Annotated in this window: 15 protein-coding genes; 10 read left to right on the top strand and 5 right to left on the bottom strand. The window is 72.5% G+C overall.

Annotation, left to right across the window (positions count from 1 at the left end; genetic code table 11):
* The first annotated feature begins 52 nt into the window (after positions 1 to 52).
* Both KV205_RS22705 and KV205_RS22700 read left to right on the top strand, forming a co-directional pair.
* Positions 53 to 622, top strand: a complete 570-nt coding sequence (locus KV205_RS22705) for a hypothetical protein (RefSeq protein ID WP_265866385.1) — start codon at positions 53 to 55, stop codon at positions 620 to 622.
* 92 nt (positions 623 to 714) lie between these two features.
* The gene (locus tag KV205_RS22700; protein ID WP_265866384.1) at positions 715 to 1221 is read left to right on the top strand and encodes a hypothetical protein; all 507 of its coding nucleotides are present in this window, start codon (positions 715 to 717) and stop codon (positions 1219 to 1221) included.
* A 64-nt stretch (positions 1222 to 1285) separates the two neighbouring features.
* On the opposite strand, the gene KV205_RS22695 is transcribed toward KV205_RS22700, so the two are convergent.
* Genes KV205_RS22695 through KV205_RS22685 form a run of 3 tightly spaced genes read right to left on the bottom strand, consistent with a single transcriptional unit; the run spans position 1286 to position 3697 of the window.
* Positions 1286 to 2089 carry an enoyl-CoA hydratase/isomerase family protein gene (locus KV205_RS22695; RefSeq protein ID WP_265866496.1) on the bottom strand — a complete coding sequence of 268 codons (804 nt, stop codon included), beginning with the start codon at positions 2087 to 2089 and terminating at the stop codon, positions 1286 to 1288.
* 26 nt (positions 2090 to 2115) lie between these two features.
* Positions 2116 to 2541: a Zn-ribbon domain-containing OB-fold protein gene (locus tag KV205_RS22690; protein ID WP_265866383.1), complete on the bottom strand. Its 426-nt coding sequence runs from the start codon at positions 2539 to 2541 to the stop codon at positions 2116 to 2118.
* 1 nt (position 2542) lies between these two features.
* Positions 2543 to 3697, bottom strand: a complete 1155-nt coding sequence (locus KV205_RS22685; protein ID WP_265866382.1) for a lipid-transfer protein — start codon at positions 3695 to 3697, stop codon at positions 2543 to 2545.
* Positions 3698 to 3851: 154 nt separating this feature from the next.
* Between KV205_RS22685 and KV205_RS22680 the strand changes: the two genes are divergently transcribed.
* A complete protein-coding gene (locus KV205_RS22680) occupies positions 3852 to 5399 on the top strand; it encodes a FadD3 family acyl-CoA ligase (RefSeq protein WP_265866495.1) in 1548 nt (515 codons plus the stop codon).
* A 407-nt stretch (positions 5400 to 5806) separates the two neighbouring features.
* Here KV205_RS22680 and KV205_RS22675 read toward each other — a convergent pair whose 3' ends face one another.
* Together KV205_RS22675 and KV205_RS22670 are read right to left on the bottom strand one after the other, a co-directional pair.
* Positions 5807 to 6016 (bottom strand): hypothetical protein, encoded by a 210-nt coding sequence (locus KV205_RS22675; RefSeq protein ID WP_265866503.1) that lies wholly within the window; start codon positions 6014 to 6016, stop codon positions 5807 to 5809.
* Positions 6017 to 6218: 202 nt separating this feature from the next.
* Entirely contained in the window at positions 6219 to 9293 is a 3075-nt protein-coding gene (locus KV205_RS22670) for a BTAD domain-containing putative transcriptional regulator (protein ID WP_265866381.1), read from the bottom strand.
* Between the two features lie 166 nt (positions 9294 to 9459).
* Between KV205_RS22670 and KV205_RS22665 the strand changes: the two genes are divergently transcribed.
* From KV205_RS22665 to KV205_RS22635, 7 genes are all read left to right on the top strand, one after another.
* Positions 9460 to 10677: an amidohydrolase family protein gene (locus KV205_RS22665; protein ID WP_265866380.1), complete on the top strand. Its 1218-nt coding sequence runs from the start codon at positions 9460 to 9462 to the stop codon at positions 10675 to 10677.
* Between the two features lie 115 nt (positions 10678 to 10792).
* A complete protein-coding gene (locus KV205_RS22660) occupies positions 10793 to 11719 on the top strand; it encodes a TIGR03619 family F420-dependent LLM class oxidoreductase (protein ID WP_265866379.1) in 927 nt (308 codons plus the stop codon).
* 27 nt (positions 11720 to 11746) lie between these two features.
* Complete coding sequence (locus KV205_RS22655; RefSeq protein ID WP_265866378.1) at positions 11747 to 12508, top strand: SDR family NAD(P)-dependent oxidoreductase; 762 nt, start codon at positions 11747 to 11749, stop codon at positions 12506 to 12508.
* A 110-nt stretch (positions 12509 to 12618) separates the two neighbouring features.
* Positions 12619 to 13743, top strand: a complete 1125-nt coding sequence (locus tag KV205_RS22650) for an LLM class flavin-dependent oxidoreductase (protein ID WP_265866377.1) — start codon at positions 12619 to 12621, stop codon at positions 13741 to 13743.
* A gap of 148 nt (positions 13744 to 13891) precedes the next feature.
* Positions 13892 to 15619, top strand: coding sequence for an amidohydrolase family protein (locus KV205_RS22645; protein WP_265866376.1), 1728 nt, complete (start codon positions 13892 to 13894; stop codon positions 15617 to 15619).
* The gene (locus KV205_RS22640; protein ID WP_265866375.1) at positions 15616 to 17088 is read left to right on the top strand and encodes an aldehyde dehydrogenase family protein; all 1473 of its coding nucleotides are present in this window, start codon (positions 15616 to 15618) and stop codon (positions 17086 to 17088) included. Before KV205_RS22645 ends, KV205_RS22640 begins: the two co-directional genes overlap by 4 nt.
* A gap of 227 nt (positions 17089 to 17315) precedes the next feature.
* Complete coding sequence (locus KV205_RS22635; protein ID WP_265866374.1) at positions 17316 to 18881, top strand: APC family permease; 1566 nt, start codon at positions 17316 to 17318, stop codon at positions 18879 to 18881.
* Positions 18882 to 18911: the final 30 nt, after the last annotated feature.

Below are 18911 nucleotides of genomic sequence, written 5' to 3'. Positions count from 1 at the left end.
AGGGTGACGCGCGCACGACGAATCCATGGGGAGACGGACAGGGGGCGCGGCGATGATCCGCACCAGGCTGAAGCTCGCGGCGACGCTCACGGTGGTGGTGCTCGCGCTGACCGGCTTCCAGACGAGCACCGGCGGCCACGGCGGTGGCAAGAGCAAGAGCGGGAAGAGCCGCAGCAGCAGCGGTGGCGGTGGCGGCGGCTGCTCCAGCTCCAAGAAGAGCAACCACGACTACGACGACGATGACGACGCCGGTTCGGGCGGCGGCTCGGGGTCGAACGACGCCACGTACACGCCGGATCCGACCGTGACCTCGTCGCCGACGGCGGACGTCGAGGCGTTCGTCGTCGACTGCGTCGAGCCCGCGCGGAAGAAGAGCAAGGGCAGGCCGGCCCGGAAGGCCGACACCACCGCGACGGTGAAGGTCGTCTCGCACACCTCGTACGCGCGGACGTTCAAGGTGGTCGTGGAGTTCGAGGGGCCGGCCGGCACGGCGGTGGACCGGGCCGAGACCGTGGTCTCGGTCGACGGCGACGCCGCCAGGACCGTCGATGTTGCGATGCGGAACCCGAAGAACGTCGGTCAGGTCAAGCGGTGTGAAATCGAGGGCGTCAGCGTCCAGTAGGGTGTCGTGCGCCTGTCAATGAACTTCGCCGACGGGCACCTTCACTCTGCCTGTGCACTTGCACACACCACACACTCAACGGGGGTTGAAGCGTGAAGCTTCGTCATGTCCGTGCCATCGCCGTCTTCGGTCTCGCCGTCTTCGCCCTCACGGGCGCCCGCGGCTCCCACGGCGCCAGCTGCGGCGGCGGCAGCAGCCACGGCTCCGGCGGCAGCTCCAGCCACTCCAGCAGCGGCTCCGACGGCAGCAGCACCAGCGGCTCCTCGGGCAGCGTCAGCGGCGTCGGCGGCTCGTCGAGGGACCGCGCCATGCGCGACATCAAGATCGACGAGTGCGCGCTCAGCTCGGACGGCAAGCAGCTGGTCGCCAAGCTGACCTTCACCAACAGCGACTCCTCGGCGTACCTGTACGACGCCACCCTGCAGTTCAAGGGTGCCGCCGGCAAGACCGTCGACCTCGCGATCGCGCAGGTCAGCGACCTGCGGGTGGAGGGCGGCGCCTCGAAGTCGACCGAGGCGAGCACCCCGTACACCGGCAAGGGCGACGGCTCCGAGTACACCCGCTGCGAGGTCGCCTTCGCCAACCGCACCATCGGCTGACGCCGGACGCCGGACGCCGGACGCCGGACGCCGGACGCCGGACGCCTGACGCTTGGGTGCGCCCTCAGCGCACCCGGAAGCCCCCGGCCCCACCCCCGCCCCGGCCCCGCCCGGTGAACAGCTCGGCCTGCCGCTCCGCCGGCAGGTTGCCGAGCGTCACCAGGTGCGGGGCCTGGGCGAGGGCCTGGGACCTGGCGGGCCCCTTGGTCGTCCACAGGGCCCGTACGGTGCCCTGCACGGCCTCCGTCGGCGCGCCGGCGATCACCTCGGCGGCGCGCACGGCCGCGGCCAGCGCCCCGCCGCGCGCCGTCAGCTCGCTGACGAGCCCGGTCTCGTACGCCCGCCGGGCCGAGATGCGTTCGGCGCCGCCCATCAGGGCCATCCGGGCGACCTCGCCGAACGGCATCCGCTGCGCCATGTGGATGGTCTCGAAGGCGCTGACCATCCCGTAGGTGACGTGCGGGTCGAAGAACTCGGCTCCCTCGCCCGCGATCAGGAACTCGGCCTCGCCGAGCAGATAGAAGGCGCCGCCGCAGGCCATGCCCTCGACGGCGGCGATCACCGGTTTCCACAGGTCGTTGGCCTTGGGGCCGATGGAGATCAGCGGATCGTCGATCGTGTACGGGGACGAGGGCTGCGGCACCCGGCCGGCGTCGGCGCGGTCGATGCCGGTGCAGAAGGCCCGCCCGCCGGCCCCGGTGACGACGATCGCGCGGACCTCGTCCTCGTAACGGAAGCCGCGCCAGATCTCGCCGAGCCGCCCGGCCATCTCCAGGGTGACGGCGTTGTGCTTCTCGGGCCGGTCGAGGGTGACGACGGCGACCCCGGTCTCCTTGTCCCGCTCGACCTGGACGCCGGAGGTGCTCATGCCAGAGGTGCTCATGCCGGAGGTGCTCATCCGCGCTCCAGGAGCCAGCGGGGCACGGTCACGCCGTCGACCTCGGTGAAGGCGACGCGCACGGCGGCGCCGATCCGCAGCCGGGCCGGGTCGACCGAGTTCAGGGGCGCGTCGGGGGCGGCGACGACATTGCCGGCGAGGCGGATGCGCGGGGCGTCGGCGAGTTCGACGAGGACCGCGTTGTACGGGGCCTGGGCGGCGTAGTCGGGGAGCAGCGGTGGGTGGGGGAGGACGTACGACCAGATCCGGCCGCGGCCGGACATCAGCCGCCACTCGCTGTCGAAGGACCGGCAGTGCGGGCAGCAGGGGCGGGGCGGGAAGCGCAGTTCGCCGCAGTCCGCGCAGCCCTGAACGCGCAGCTCGCGCCGGGCGGCGAACTCCCAGAAGGGGGCGCCGTCTTCGTCGATGACGGGGGTCAGCATCTCAACTCCTCAGCAGAACGGCCGATGTGGGGACGCCCTCGCCGGCGGTGACGAGGCAGGTGGCGGCGTCCGGGACCTGGGCGGTGGAGACGCCGCGGAGCTGCTTCACGCCCTCGGTGATGAGGTTGAAGCCGTGGACATACGCCTCGGAGAGCCCGCCGCCGCCGGTGTTGAGGGGCAGCCGGCCGCCGATCTCCAGGGCGCCGCCCTCGGTGAAGGCCGCCCCCTCCCCCCTGCCGCAGAAGCCGTAGCCCTCCAGGGAGAGCGGGACGAGCGGGGTGAAGGCGTCGTAGATCTGGGCGACGTCGACGTCCTCGGGGCCGAAGTCGGCGGTCTTCCACAGGTGCCGGGCGGCGGTCCAGGCGGGGCCGGTAAGCGGGTCGTCGTTCCAGTAGTTGACCATGCCGTGGTGCTGGGCGGGCAGGCCCTGGGCGGCGGAGTGGACGTAGACGGGCTTCTGCCGGCAGTCGCGGGCGCGTTCGGCGGAGACGACGACGCAGGCGAGGGCGCCGTCGGTCTCCAGGCAGTTGTCGAAGAGGCAGAGGGGTTCGCTGATCCAGCGGGAGGTCATGTACATCTCGCGGGTCAGCGGGCGCTCGTACATGATCGCGGCCGGGTTCTGGTTGGCCCGGTTGCGGCAGGCGAGGGCGACGTTGAAGAGGTGGTCGCGGGTGGCGCCGTACTCGTGCATGTAGCGGCGGGCGAGCATGCCGATCTCGTCGGCGGGGCGGAGCAGCCCGAAGGGCCGGGTCCACTGGCCGGGGGTGGGCAGCTGGACGGCGGTGTTCTTCCAGGGGCGGGGGCCGGAGCCGCGCTTCCTGGACCGCCAGGCGACGCCGACGGAGGCCTGGCCGGTGGCGACGGCGGCGGCGAGGTGGGCGACGGTGGCGCAGGAACCGCCGCCGCCGTAGCCGACCTTGGAGAAGAAGGTGACGTCGCCGGCGCCGACGGCCTTGGCCACCTCCACCTCGTCCGTCTCCTCCATCGTGTACGAGGCGAAGCCGTCGACCTCGGACGGGTCGATCCCGGCGTCGTCGAGGGCGGCGAGGATCGCCCGGCAGGCGAGCGCCTTCTCGGACTCGGGGAGGTGTTTCGCGAAGGGTGTCTGGCCGATCCCGACGATGGCTGTGCGGTCCTTGAGCACGGCAACCCCCACGGTCTTCCACGCTGATCCGATGGCTGACAGCGCGTCAGGCTACAGCTAATCTGACGGATAGTCAGCTACGGGAGGTGGGGTCAGGATGGAGCACGGCTCGATACCGGAGGCGGACCCGGTACCACGGGCGGACTCGATACCGGAGTGGGACTCGATGCCGGAGTCGGTCTCGATACCGGAGTTGGTGCGCCGGGCGGCCGAGCGGTACGGGCCGGGGGAGGCGGTCGTCGACGGCCGCACCCGCGTCTCGTACGCCGAACTCGGCGCCCGGGTCGAACGCGCCGCGGCCGCGTGCCTCGCCACCGGCGTACGGGCCGGGGACCGGGTCGCGATCTGGGCGCCCAACACCCTCGACTGGATCGTCGCCGCGCTCGGCGCGGTGAGCGCGGGCGCCGTCCTCATCCCGCTCAACACCCGCTTCAAGGGCGCCGAGGCCGCCGACGTCCTCGCCCGCTCCCGGGCCCGGCTGCTCTTCGTCACCGGCACCTTCCTCGGCACCTCCTACGTCGCCTCGCTGCGCCGTGCCCGGGCCGAACTCCCGGACCTGCGGCGGGTGGTGGTGTTCAGCGACACGGTGCCGGACGACCCGGCGTACACCACCTGGAAGTCCTTCCTCGCGGCGGGCGCCGGGGTGGATCCGGCGCGGGTACGGGCCCGGGCCGACGCCATCGCCCCCTCGGACCCCTCCGACATCATCTACACCTCGGGCACCACCGGCCGCCCCAAGGGCGCCGTCATCACCCACGAGCAGACCCTGCGCTGCTACGAGGTGTGGAGCGAGCTCGCCGGGCTGCGCGCGGGCGACCGGTATCTGATCGTGAACCCCTTCTTCCACACCTTCGGCTACAAGGCCGGGATCGTCGCCTGCCTGCTGCGCGGGGCGGTGATGGTGCCGCAGCCGGTCTTCAGCGTGGACACCGTGCTCGCCAACATCGCGGCCGAGCGGATCTCGGTCCTTCCCGGCCCGCCGACCCTCCACCAGTCGCTGCTCGACCACCCGTCCCGTACCGCCCACGACCTGTCCAGCCTCCGCCTGGTCGTCACCGGCGCGGCGGTGGTGCCGCTGCGGCTCGTCGAGCGGCTGCGGTCGGAACTGGGCGTGGGCACGGTCCTCACGGCGTACGGCCTCTCCGAGGCGAGCGGCATCGTCACGATGTGCCGGCGCGGCGACCCGGCCGAGGTCATCGCGCACACCTCGGGCCGCGCGATCCCCGGCACCGAGGTCCGCCTCTCCGCGGCCGGCGAGGTCCTGGTCCGGGGCTTCCACGTGATGCGCGGCTACTTCGAGGACCCGGAGGCGACGGCCGCGGCGATCGACCCGGACGGCTGGCTGCGCACCGGCGACGTGGGGGTGCTCGACGAGTCGGGCAACCTGCGGATCACCGACCGGATCAAGGACATGTTCATCGTCGGCGGCTTCAACGCCTACCCGGCGGAGATCGAGCAACTCCTCGGGCTCCACCCCGACATCGCCGACGTCGCGGTGGTCGGGATCCCGGACCGGCGCCTCGGGGAGGTGGGCAAGGCTTATGCGGTACGGCGCCCGGGCTCGACCCTGACGGCCGACGACCTGATCGCCTGGTCGCGCCGCGAGATGGCGAACTACAAGGTGCCGAGGGAGGTCGAGTTCGTGGACGCGCTGCCGCGGAACGCGAGCGGCAAGGTGGTGAAGGGCGAGCTGCGGGCCCGGGCCACACGCTGACGGGGCCCGCTGACACGCCAAGGGCCCGGACCGGTTTCCCGGCCCGGGCCCTCCCCCCTTGCGCGCGCGTGGCGTGCCGGCCGCGCCGACGGGCGGTCCCCACCGCCTGCCGTCCCGGCCGGATCCGATCATCACCCGAGGTCGAACGCGGGAGCGAGCCTTTCCCGCCGAATCCGTCAGGTCGCTGGCCGAAACGCGTCGGAACGCGTCGGAACGCGTCGGAGGGGCCGGGCGGCTCGCCCGACCCCTCCGCATCCGGGTCCGTACGGACCGCGCGGACTCAGCCCCAGGTTCGTCCCCTGCGGCGTCCCCCGAGCCCGCGCTCCGTACGTCCCCGCCCGGCCCCGGCGACTCCCCCGATGGCGCCGCCGGAACCGTCCCCCGCGAGTGAAGCCCCAGCTTCCGTGTCAGTTGATCGGCTCGCTGGTGGCGTGCGCGTCCAGGGTGGTGATCGGCTCGCTGGTCGCGTGCGCGTCGAGCGGCTTGATCGGCTCGCTGGTCGCGTGGGCGTCCAGCGTGGTGACCTCCTCGGTGCCCGTCGCGTGCGCGTCGGCCGGCTTGAGGTTGTCCGCCATGAAGATCAACTCCTGATAGTTGATGAGCAGTGAAGAGAGCACGTCCGCCCGGCAACTCCCCCCGTGGGGCCGCCGGGCGGACGGCTCCAGGGCCGATCACCATAACGGTGGGGCCGTACATCGTTCCGCCTGCCCCCCGACGCGGCGACTCGATGCGTACGAGAATGCCCGGCGGCGATAAACGAATGATGAACGAGCCCCGTGCGCGGGCCCGATGGGCGGGCTTGCGCGCGGGACCCGCGGGTCAGGCCGCGGCGGCCGGCCGCAGCAGCGCGCGCACGTCCATCGCCTCCGGGGAGTCCAGCTCCTCGAACACCGACAGGGCCTCCTGCCAGCACACCCGGGCCCGGTCGAGCTGACCGACCGCCGACAGGCCGCGGCCCAGGACGGTCAGGACGTTCGCCCGGCGCCAGTCGCCGCCGATGCCGTGCAGCACCGCGAGGGCCTGCTCCGCGTGCGAGGCGGCCGTCGCCGCCCGCCGGTCCGCGAGGTACAGCTCCGCGAGCCGGAACAGCGTCATGCCGTGCCAGAGCTTCTGCCGGCCCTCCCGGAACACCTCCAGGGCCTCGGTCAGGACGCTCTGCGCCTGCGCCGTCTCGCCCGCCGCGGTGAGCGCGAGGCCCAGCGCGTACTTGCCGTTGGCGAGCCGCAGCGGAAGCCCGTTGTCGGCGCCCTCGTAGATCGTGATGCCCTGCCGCGCGAGCTCCACGGCGCTCGTCGTCCGGCCCATCGCGAGGTGCACCCGCGAGAGGTTGCAGAGCGCGCTGGCCTCGCCCGGCTTGTTGCCGTCGGCGCGGAAGGCCGCGAGCGCCTGGGAGAGGAAGGTCTCGGCGTCGGCGTGCCGCCCCTCGTAGAGGGCGATGATCCCGCGCTGGTTGGGTGCCTGACCGCAGGCGACCGGGTCGCCCGCCGCGAGGCCCACCTCGTGCGCCCGGCGGGCCTCCTCCTCGGCCGCCGCGAAGCGGCCCGAGGTGCTGTGCACATGGGTCAGCATGGTGCGGGCCCGGCCCTCCGCGAGCCGGTCGCCGGCCGCCCGGGCGGCCTCGCTCACGGCCTGCGCCGCCTGCGCGTACTGGTGGGCGTTGGCGCCCGACTCGGCCAGGTCCACGGCCGCCAGGAGCAGATCCGCGGCTCGGCGCGGATTCCCCGTCGCCGCCGACTGGCGGGCGCACGCGAGGAGGCCGCTGGCCTCGGTGAACAGCCAGTCGAGCGCGGCGCCGGCGGTGTCCAGGGCGAGCCCCGGGTACGCGGTGGCGGCGAAGTGGTCGCGCACCCGCTCGCCCGGCCGCTCGATCGCGTACACCCGCGCCGCCGTCGCCAGATAGAAGTCCAACAGCCGCGACAGCGCCGACTCCCGCTCCGCCGAAGGCTGTTCGTCCCTCTCCGCGCACGCACGCGCGTAGAGCCGCACCAGGTCGTGGTAGCGGTAGCGCCCCGGCGCCGCCGACTCGACGAGCGAGGTGTCGACGAGCGCCTCCAGGAGGTCCTCCGTCTCCCACTCGGGGAGGTCCAGGACCGCGGCCGCGGCTGCGAGCGAGATGTCCGGGCCGTCGGCGAGGCCGAGGAGGCGGAAGGCGCGGGCCTGGGCCGGTTCGAGCTGGCCGTAGCCGAGCTCGAAGGTGGCCTTGACCGCGAGGTCGCCCGCCTGGAGCTCGTCGAGCCGGCGCCGCTCGTCGCCCAGCTTGGCGGCGAGCACGGACACCGTCCAGGTGCGGCGGGCCGCGAGCCGGGAGGCCGCGATGCGGATGGCGAGCGGCAGGAAGCCGCAGGCGGCGACCACGTCGAGGGCCGCCTCGCGCTCCGCCCGCACCCGCTCCTCGCCGACGATCCGGGTGAAGAGCTGCAGCGCCTCCTCCGGGGACATCACGTCCAGGTCCACCAGATGCGCGCCCGCCAGGTCGACCATGCGGATCCGGCTGGTCACCAGGGCCGCGCAGCCCGCCGTGCCGGGGAGCAGCGGGCGGATCTGGGCGGCGTCGCGGGCGTTGTCGAGCAGCACGAGGACGCGGCGCCCGTCGAGCGTGGAGCGGTAGAGCGCGGCGCGCTCGTCGAGCGAGTCCGGGATCGCCGAGTCCGGGGTGCCGAGCGCCCGCAGGAACGCGCCGAGCACCGCCTCCGGCGCCGCCGCCCGCGCGCCCGCGCCCTGCAGGTCCACGTACAGCTGGCCGTCCGGGAAGTGCGGGCGGGCCTCGTGGGCGACGTGCACGGCGAGCGTGGTCTTGCCGACGCCGCCGATGCCCGCGAGCGCGGAGACGGCCATGACGGAGCCCTCGGCGGTGGCGAGCTGGTCGCTCAGCTCCCGTACGAAGGCGGCGCGGCCGGTGAAGTCGGGCACCGTGGCGGGCAGCTGAGCGGGGCGGGCGACGGGCGCGGCGGCCGGGGCGGGTTCCTCGACGGGCCGGGCGAGTTCGGCGTCGGCCTGGAGGATCCGCTGCTGGAGCCGGGAGAGTTCGGGGGTGGGGTCGACGCCCAGTTCGTCGGCGAGGAGGCGCCGGGTGTCGGCGTACACGGCGAGCGCCTCGGCCTGCCGGCCGGACCGGTAGAGCGCGAGCATCAGCAGCTCGCGGAGGCGTTCGCGCAGCGGGTGCGCGGCGGTGAGCGCGGTGAGCTCGGAGACGGCCTCGGCGTGCGCGCCGACCTCCAGGTCGAGGTCGAGCCGGCTCTCCAGGAGCTGCAGCCGCCACTCCTCCAGGCGGGTCCGCTGGGTCTCGGCGTACGGGCCGGGCACCGAGGCGAGCGCCTCGCCGTCCCACAGCGCGAGCGCCTCGTTCAGCCGGTCGCGGGCCTCCTGCCGCCGGCCGCCGCCGCGCAGCTTCTCGGCCTCGGCGGCCAGCTCGTGGGCGGCGGTCAGGTCGAGCGCGGTGGTGCGGATGGCGTAGCCGCCGGACTCGCTGACGAGCACGCCCGGGTCGAGCACCTTGCGCAGCCGGGAGGCGTACGTGCGGACGGCGGCGAGCGCCTGGGAGGGCGGGTCCTCGCCCCAGATGGCGTCGATGAGCTCGCCGGAGGTGGCGGTACGGCCGTCCCGCAGCAGCAGGGCGGCGAGCAGCGCGCGCTGCTGCGGCGACCCGGTGGGCAGCGGTTCGCCGCCCCGCGCGGCCCGTACGGGCCCGAGCACGCCGAAGCTGAGCCCGGCGCCGGCGGGGCCGTTCCTGGCGGGGCCGCTCCCGATGGGGCCGTTCCCGACGGGGCCCGCGCCCGCGCCCGTACCGCCGTCGGCGCTGTTGCCGGTGCTGCCGGCGGTGCTCCCGCCGCTGCCGCCCGAACCCGGGGCCGGTGTCCGCTGTCCCGGAACGCGCGGCCCGTTCTCACGGTCCATATGTCCCCCTGCCCGTACCGCTGGTTTCGCCCGAGACAGTCTGCCTTGTCCGGAGGGTGCGCGTCAGCATCGGGTCGGCCGATCCGGAGCGGCCGGAACCGGTGGTGCGGCCTCCGTCCCCGCCAGTTTACTGACGGATCGTCAGATCGGCGCTACCGTGAAGCGCATGGAGAGCTTCCCCAAGATCATCTCGGTGGACGACCACACCGTGGAGCCCCCGCACGTCTGGCAGGACCGGCTCCCGTCCCGCTACCGCGACACCGGCCCGCGGATCGTCCGCGCCCCGTTGAAGGAAATGACCTTTCTGGGCGGAAAGTTCGCCCCCGTGATGGGCGCCAAAGGGGACGAAGGCCCCATCGGCGACTGGTGGGTCTACGAGGACCTGCACCGCCCGCTCACCCGGCTCGACACCGCCGTCGGCTACGACCGCGACGAGATACGCCTGGAGGTCATCACCTACGAGCAGATGCGCCCGGGGTCGCACAGCGTCCCCGATCGGCTCGCCGACATGGACGTCAACCACGTCCAGTCCGCGCTCTGCTTCCCGACCTTCCCCCGATTCTGTGGACAGACCTTCACCGAAGCTTCCGATCGTGAACTCGGTCTGCTCGGCGTCCGCGCCTACAACGACTGGATGGTCGAGGAGTGGTGCGGCCCCGAGGCGCGGGGGCGGCTGATCCCGCTCACCCTGATCCCGCTGTGGGACCCCGAGCTCGCCGCCGCCGAGGTGCGGCGCAACGCGGCGCGGGGCGTGCGGGCGGTGGCCTTCTCCGAGATCCCGCCGCACCTCGGGCTCCCGTCGGTGCACACCGACCACTGGGACCCGTTCCTGCGGGCCTGCGACGAGACCGGCACCGTCATCGCGATGCACATCGGCTCGTCCAGCCGGATGCCGTCCACCTCGCCCGACGCGCCGCCGGCGGTCGGCTCCACCATCACCTTCGCCAACTGCTGCTTCTCGATGGTCGACTGGCTGATGAGCGGCAAGTTCGAGCGCTTCCCGAACCTGCGGATCATGTACGCGGAGGGCCAGATCGGCTGGATCCCGTACATCCTCGAGCGCGCGGACGTGGTGTGGGAGGAGAACCGCGGCTGGGGCGGGGTCGCCGAGAAGGTGCTGCGCCCGCCGTCGGAGCTCTTCGCCGGGCACGTCTACGGCTGCTTCTTCGACGACGCCTTCGGGCTGCGCAACCTCGACGCCATCGGGGTGGGCAACGTCCTGTACGAGACGGACTACCCGCACTCGGACTCCACCTGGCCCAAGTCGCGCGAGGTCGGCGAGGCCCAGATGGGCCACCTGGCGCCGGACGTCGTGGAGCGGATCGTGCGCGGCAACGCGATCGAGCTGCTCGGGCTCACGGAGGACGGCCTCTGGGTGCCGTGACGGGGCGGGCGCTGCCGGATACCCCGGTGCGACCCCTTGTCTGATGGAGCGTCAGCGGACAGCATGACTCCCCGATCGGAACTGACGGAACGTCAGATAGTGAGAGGGGAGTCCCATGAGTCCCACGGTCGTCTACGGGATCCAGCTGCCCGTCCAGTCCCAGAGCACCCTCTACGCCGAACCCTGGGAGGCCGCCGCCGGCCCCGACGACCTGCTCGCCGTCGCCCGCACCGCCGACGCCCACGGCTTCGACTACCTCGCCTGCTGTGACCACGTCGCCATCCCGCGCCGGCTCGCCGGGGCGATGAGCACCGTCTGGTACGACCCGGTGGCCACCCTCGCCTACCTCGCCGCCGCCACCGAGCGGGTCCGGCTGCTCTCCCACGTCGCCGTCGTGGGCCTGCGCCACCCGCTCGTCACGGCCAAGGCGTACGCGACCCTGGACCACCTCTCCGGGGGCCGGCTCGTCCTCGGGGTCGGGGCCGGACACGTGCAGGAGGAGTTCGAGGCGGTCGGCGCGGACTTCGCCGGGCGCGGCGGGGTGCTCGACGAGACGATCGACGCGCTGCGGGCCGCGCTCGGGCCCGAGGAGTACCCCGAGCACGCGGGGGAGCGCTTCGCCTTCCGGGACCTCGGCCAGCGGCCCCGGCCCGCCCAGGACCGGGTGCCCGTCTGGGTGGGCGGCTCCTCGCCGGCCGCCGTGCGCCGGGCCGCGCTCAAGGGTGACGGCTGGCTGCCGCAGGGTGATCCGCGCGACCGGCTCGCCGGGCAGATCGCGAAGCTGCGGCGGCTGCGCGCGGAGGCCGGGATCGAGGCCCCGATCACGGTCGGCGCGATCACCGAGGCGCTGTACGTCGGCGAGCCCGGCTGGGACACCGGCCGGCGCGCCCTCACCGGCAAGCCGCAGGCCCTCGCCGAGTCGCTGCGTGCGTACGGGGCGATGGGCGTGGCGCAGATCCAGGTCCGGTTCCGCTCCCGGAGCCGTACCGAACTCACCGACCAGATGGCCGCGTTCGCGACCGAGGTCGCCCCGCACCTCTAGAACTCCAGGCATCAGGAGGACCGACGAATGGGCAAGCTGGACGGACGCGTCGTCGTCATCACGGGCGCGGCGCGCGGGCAGGGCGAGCAGGAGGCGCGGCTCTTCGCCGCCGAGGGCGCGCGGGTGGTGCTCGGCGACCTCCTGGACGCCCCGGGCGAGGCGCTGGCCAAGGAGCTGGGGGAGGAGCGGGCGGCGTACGTCCACCTCGACGTGACGCGGGAGGCGGACTGGGCGGGTGCCGTGGCCGTCGCGAAGGAGCGCTTCGGGCGGATCGACGGCCTGGTGAACAACGCGGGCATCCTGCGCTTCAACGAGCTGGTGTCGACGCCGCTGGAGGAGTTCCAGGCGCTGGTCCAGGTGAACCAGGTGGGCTGCTTCCTCGGCATCAAGTCGGTCGCCCCGGAGATCGGTGCGGCCGGCGGCGGCACGATCGTCAACACCGCCTCGTACACGGGCGTGACGGGCATGGCGGGCGTCGGCGCCTACGCCGCCACCAAGCACGCGGTCCTCGGCCTCACCCGGGTCGCCGCCCTGGAGCTGGCGCCGCGGGGCATCCGGGTCAACGCGGTCTGCCCGGGCGCGATCGACACCGCGATGAGCAACCCGGAGGGCGTGGACCCGGCGGCGACCGCCGAGCTCTACCGCGGCCTCGTGCCGCTGGGCCGGATCGGGCGGCCGGAGGAGGTGGCGGCCCTCGCGCTCTTCCTGACGGCCGACGACTCCTCGTACATCACGGGGCAGCCGTTCGTCATCGACGGCGGGTGGCTGGCGGGCGTGAAGCTCTTCTAGCCGGGACCTGTTCTGACGGACCATCAGCTATTGACACGGCAACGGGTGCGACCAAGAATCTGACGATGCGTCAGGAACGCATCGGAAACTCACAAGGGCGGTGAACTTCCTTGGAATTCGGGATCTTCGTACAGGGATACGTCGGCAAGCGGGCCGAGACCGATCCCGAAGCCGAGCACAAGGCGCTCATGGAGGAGACCGAGTACGTCATCCAGGCCGACCGGTCGAACTTCAAGTACGCCTGGGCCTCCGAGCACCACTTCCTGGAGGAGTACTCCCACCTCTCCGCCAACGACGTCTACCTGGGCTACCTCGCCCACGCCACCGAGCGGATCCACCTCGGCTCCGGCATCTTCAACCCGCTCGCCCAGGTCAACCACCCGGTGAAGGTCGCCGAGAAGGTCGCCATGCTCGACCACCTCTCCGGCGGCCGCTTCGAGTTCGGCTCCGGCCGCGGCGCCGGCTCGCACGAGATCCTCGGCTTCTTCCCGGGCATCACGGACATGAACCACACCAAGGAGATCTGGGAAGAGACCATCGCCGAGTTCCCCAAGATGTGGCTCCAGGAGGAGTACGAGGGGTTCCAGGGCAAGCACTGGTCGCTCCCGCCGCGCAAGGTGCTGCCGAAGCCGTACGGGAAGTCCCACCCGGCCATGTGGTACGCGGCCGGCTCGCCCGCCTCGTACGCGATGGCCGGGAAGAAGGGGCTCGGGGTCCTCGGCTTCAGCGTGCAGAAGGTCTCCGACATGGAGTGGGTCGTCGAGTCCTACAAGAACGCGATCAAGGAGGCGAAGGCGGTCGGCGACTTCGTCAACGACAACGTCATGGTCACCTCGACCGCGATCTGCGCCGAGACCCACGACAAGGCCGTCGAGATCGCCGTCGGCGGCGGTCTCAACTACCTCCAGTCCCTGCTCTTCCGCTACCACGACACCTTCCCGCGGCCGGAGGGCGTCCCCGAGTGGCCCGAGCTCCTGCCCGAGTACTCCGCCGAGATCATCGAACTCCTCATCGCCGAGGAGCTGATGATCTGCGGCGACCCGTCGGAGGTCCTCGCCCAGTGCAAGCGCTGGGAACAGGCCGGCGCCGACCAGCTGTCCTTCGGCCTGCCGATCGGCATCTCCTACGAGGACACGATGACCACGATCAAGCTCATCGGCGAGCACGTGATCCCGGAGATCGACACGGACCCGGTCCACCGCACCACGCGCTTCCGGCAGTCCGCGGGGAGCTGAGCAAGGGGGCCGGCCGGCCCCGTACCTGGAGCGCGGGGCGGTGTCTTCCCGGACCGCCGTCCCGTGACGGCCCCGGCCGGAGGTCGTTCCGCGGCGGCCCCGGGCCGGGGCGCACCCGCGTCCATGTGCAGAAAGGTCACGGATCGTCATGCTCGATCACCTCATCAAGGGCGCCACCGTCGTGGACGGCACCGGCGCCCCCGCCCGCACCGCCGACGTCGGCATACGCGACGGCCGGATCGTCTTCCCCGCGCCCGGGGAGCCGGCGACCACCACCGAGGACGCCACCGGCCTCGTCCTCGCCCCCGGCTTCGTCGACCCGCACACCCACTACGACGCCCAGCTGTTCTGGGACCCGTACGCCACCCCGTCCATGAACCACGGCGTCACCACCGTCGCCGGCGGCAACTGCGGCTTCACCCTCGCCCCGCTCCACCCGGACCGGCCCGAGGACGCCGACTACACGCGCCGGATGATGTCGAAGGTCGAGGGGATGGCGCTGAAGGCGCTGGAGGAGGGCGTCGACTGGGGGTGGTCGTCGTTCGCGGAGTATCTGGACGCCCTGGAGGGGCGGATCGCGGTCAACGCGGGGTTCATGGTCGGGCACTGCGCCCTGCGCCGGTATGTGATGGGCGCCGACGCGGTCGGCGGGCAGCCCACGCCCGAGCAGCTCGCGCGGATGACGGCCCTGCTCAAGGGGGCGATGGAGGCCGGGGCCTGGGGCCTGTCCACCACCCAGTCGTCGACGCACTCCGACGGCGACGGCGCCCCCGTCGCCTCCCGGCACGCCCGCCCGGAGGAGCTGATCGCCCTGTCGAAGGCGGTCGGCGAGCACGAGGGCACCCAGCTCGAAGCCATCGTCGCCGGCTGCCTCGACCAGTTCTCCGACGCCGAGATCGAGCTGTTCGTCGAGATGAGCGCCGCCGCCGGACGGCCCCTCAACTGGAACGTCCTCACCATCGACGCCACCGTCCCCGAACGCGTCCCGCGCCAGCTCCTCGCCTCCGAGCAGGCCCGCAAGTCCGGCGGCCGGATCGTCGCCCTCACCATGCCGATCCTCACCCCCATGAACATGTCGCTCGGCACCTTCTGCGCCCTCAACCTCATCCCGGGCTGGGGGGAGATCCTCGCCCTCCCCGTCCCCGAGCGGATCGCGAAGCTCCGCGACCCGGCCGTACGGGCCGAGATGCTGCGCCGCGCCGACTCCAAGGAGGCCGGCGTCTTCCGGCGGCTCGCGCACTTCGGGCGTTACGTCATCGGCGACACCTACAGCCGTGAGAACGAGGGCCTGACCGGCCGGGTCGTCAAGGACATCGCCGCCGAGCGCGGCCAGGACCCCTTCCAGGCCCTCGTCGAGATCTGCGCCAACGACGACCTGAAGACCGTCCTGTGGCCGATGCCCACCGACAACGACCCGGCCTCCTGGGCGCTGCGCGCCGAGACCTGGCAGCACGAGGACGTCATGCTGGGCGGCTCCGACGCGGGCGCGCACCTGGACCGGATGTGCGGGGCGCCGTACACCACCCGCTTCCTCGGCGACTGTCTGCGCGGCCGCAAGCTGGTGCCCCTGGAGCAGGCCGTACGGATGCTCAGCGACGACCCGGCCCGGCTCTTCGGGCTGCGCGAGCGCGGCCGGATCGCCGAGGGCTACCACGCCGACCTGGTGCTCTTCGACCCGGAGCGGATCGACGCGGGACCGGCGACCCTCGTCCACGACCTGCCCGGCGCCAGCCCGCGCCTGGACTCGCGAGCCGTCGGCATCGTGTCCGTACGGGTCAACGGCGTCGAGACGATCCGCGACGACGAGGTCACGGGCGCCATCCCGGGGCGGGTGCTGCGCTCGGGCCGCGACACGAGGACGGTGAGCACCCGATGACGCACGAGATCACGGAGCGGCTGTACATCGGCGGGGAGTGGGTCGAGCCCGACGGCGGGCACTACCCGGTGATCAACCCCGCCACCGAGGAGCTCGTGGGCCACGCCCCCGAGGCCTCCCGGGCCCAGGTGTACGAGGCCGCCGAGGCCGCCCGTACCGCCTTCGCGGCCTGGTCCCGTACGGCACCGGAGGAGCGGGCCGCGATCCTCGACCGGGCCGCCGGCCTGATGGCCCGGGACGCCGCGGCCCACACCGAGCTTGCCCGCGCCGAGACCGGCGCCACCACGGCCACGGCCCGCGGCATGCAGGTCGCGGTCGGCGCCTCGCGCTTCCGGCGGTACGCGCGGGGCGCCCTGGAGCCGGTCGAGCAGGCGCTGCCGCCGCAGATCAACGAGGCCGGGCCGATGGGGAAGGCCGGGGTGTTCGGGGCGGTGGCGGTACGGCGCCCGGTGGGCGTGGTCACCTGCATCACCTCGTACAACAACCCCTGGGCCAACCCGGCCGGCAAGATCGCCCCGGCGCTCGCCATGGGAAACACGGTCGTGGTGAAACCCGCCCCGCAGGACCCGCTGTCCGTCTTCGCGATGGTGCGGGCCCTGGAGGAGGCGGGGGTGCCGGCCGGTGTGGTCAATCTGGTCACCGGCTCGGCGCCCGCCGTCGGCGAGGCGGCCGTGGACTCCCCGGCCGTCGACATGGTCTCCTTCACCGGCTCCACGGCCGTGGGGCAGGCCATCGGCGAGGTCTGCGGCCGGGCGATGAAGCGGCAGCTGATGGAGCTCGGCGGCAAGGGCGCGGCCCTCGTCTTCGACGACGCCGACCTGGACGCGGCCGTCAGTGGCATCGGGACCACCTTCTCCTTCTACAGCGGCCAGATCTGTACGGCCCCGACCCGGGTGCTCGCCCAGCGCGCGATCCACGACCGGCTGGTCGAGAAGCTGGCCGCCTACACCGGCTTCCTGAAGGTCGGCGACCCGGCGGAGCGCGGCACGGTGGTCGGCCCGGTGATCTCGGCGGCCCACCGCGACCGGATCGAGGCGTACGTGGAGCTCGGCCGGAAGGAGGGCGCGCGGGTCGTCGCGGGCGGCGAGCGCCTGGCAGGCCCCGGCCTCGACCGGGGCTTCTACGTGGCGCCGACGCTGCTCGCGGAGTGCACCAACGAGATGCGGGTGGTGCGGGAGGAGATCTTCGGCCCGGTGGTCGTCGTGGTGCCGTTCGACGACGAGGAGGAGGGCGTCGCACTCGCGAACGACAGCGACTACGGACTGATCGACTACGTGTGGTCCGGCGACGTGGCCCGCGCCTTCCGGGTCGCGGCCCGGCTGCGGGCCGGCGGGGTCGGCGTGAACACCATCGGCCGGAACATGGAGGCGCCGTTCGGCGGCTTCAAGAAGAGCGGGGTGGGGCGGGACGTCGGCTCGTACGCGCTGCACGCGTACAGCGAGCTGCAGGCGGTCGTCTGGCCGGGGTGACGCACGTCACAGGGAAAGTCTGGAACGGGCGATTCCGGGCGCGGCTGCGGTTTCCGTATATCGGACACTCGGTTCCGTCCGGAGGCTTGGCCGGTTCAGCTCGTCAGTCGATCTTTCAATCTTTGGCGTGCGTCCGATTCGACCCTTGCAATGCAAGGCTATGATCACTCCGCTGGGCGGATTTCGATCTTCCGGATGTGGAAATCGCAGCACTTAACGTCCTGTTCATGACTCAGGTGGATGTGCGGCCCCAGGCCGGAGACACGGTGAGGGACGTCCCGGCGCGGGGCGGCACCGACGGCGTGCGCAGCAAGGGACTCGGCGGCAACTCCGTCGGCCTCCTCGGCAGCGCCGTCATCGGCATCTCCACCGTCGCCCCCGTCTACTGCCTGACCTCCACCCTCGGCTCCACCGCCGGCGAGGTCGGCCTGCAGATGCCCGCCGTCTTCCTCGCGGGCTTCCTGCCGATGCTGCTCGTCGCATTCGCGTACCGCGAGCTCAACAAGGTCATGCCGGACTGCGGCACCTCCTTCACCTGGACCGTGAAGGCCTTCGGCCCCAAGCTCGGCTGGATGTGCGGCTGGGGCCTGGTGATCGCCACGATCATCGTGCTCTCCAACCTGGCCGGCGTCGCCACCTCGTACTTCTGGCTGCTCGCCGGCGAGATCACCGGCAACCCCTCGATCGGCGCCCTGGACGACAACAAGGCCGTCCACATCGTCACCTGCCTCGCCCTGATCGCCGCCGCGACCGCGATCAGCTACCGCGGCATGACCGCCACCAAGGGCGTGCAGTACACCCTCGTCGGCCTCCAGCTCGTCGTCCTCGCCGTCTTCGTGGGCATGGCCCTGTCGAAGGCCGGCTCCTTCGAGAGCTCGGTCGACTTCTCCTGGTCCTGGATGAACCCCTTCGCGGTGCAGTCCTTCGGCGCGTTCACCGCCGGACTCTCGCTGTCGATCTTCATGTACTGGGGCTGGGACACCTGTCTGACCGCCAACGAGGAGACCGTCGGCGCCGAGAAGACCCCCGGCCGCGCCGCGCTCATCGCGATGGTCGTCCTGGTCGGCTCCTACCTCGCCACCGGCGTCGCCGCCCAGATGGCCGTCGGCTCCGGCGACCAGGGCCTCGGCCTCGCCAACCCGGAGACCTCCGACAACGTCTTCGCCGCCCTGGCCGGCCCCGTCATGGGCCCCGCCCTCGGCATCCTGCTCTTCCTCGCGGTGCTCGCCTCGGCCGCCGCCAGCCTCCAGACCACCTTCATCCCGGTGGCCCGCACGGTCCTGGCCATGTCCGCGTACGAGGCCCTGCCCGCCTCGTACGCCAAGGTCCACCCGCGCTTCAAGACCCCCGGCAAGGCCACGATCGTGGCCGGCGTCGCCACCGGCGTCTTCTACACGGTGATGACCCTGGTCAGCGAGCACGTCCTGGTCGACACGATCTACGCGCTCGGCCTGATGATCTGCTTCTACTACGCGCTGACCGCCTTCGCCTGCGCCTGGTACTTCCGCCGCGAGCTGACCGCCTCCTTCCGCGACCTGGTCTTCAAGGGCCTCTTCCCGCTGCTCGGCGGGCTGCTCCTGTCGGCGGTCTTCGGCAAGACGCTGTACGACATGTGGGACCCGGCGTACGGCTCCGGCTCCGCGGTCTTCGGCGTCGGGTCGGTGTTCGTGATCGGCGTCGGGCTGCTGCTGCTCGGCCTGGTGATCATGCTGGTGATGCGCGCCAAGAGCCCCGCGTTCTTCCGGGGCGAGGTGCTCACCAAGGAGACGCCGTCGCTGGTCGTCGAGGACTGATGGACTCCTCGGCCGTCCGGTGACGGAGAA

The sequence above is a fragment of the Streptomyces sp. SKN60 genome (assembly GCF_026236535.1).
Lineage (GTDB): Bacteria > Actinomycetota > Actinomycetes > Streptomycetales > Streptomycetaceae > Streptomyces.
The sequence above is the reverse complement of the archived record's forward strand: the minus strand, read 5'-3'. Positions and strand labels throughout refer to the sequence as shown.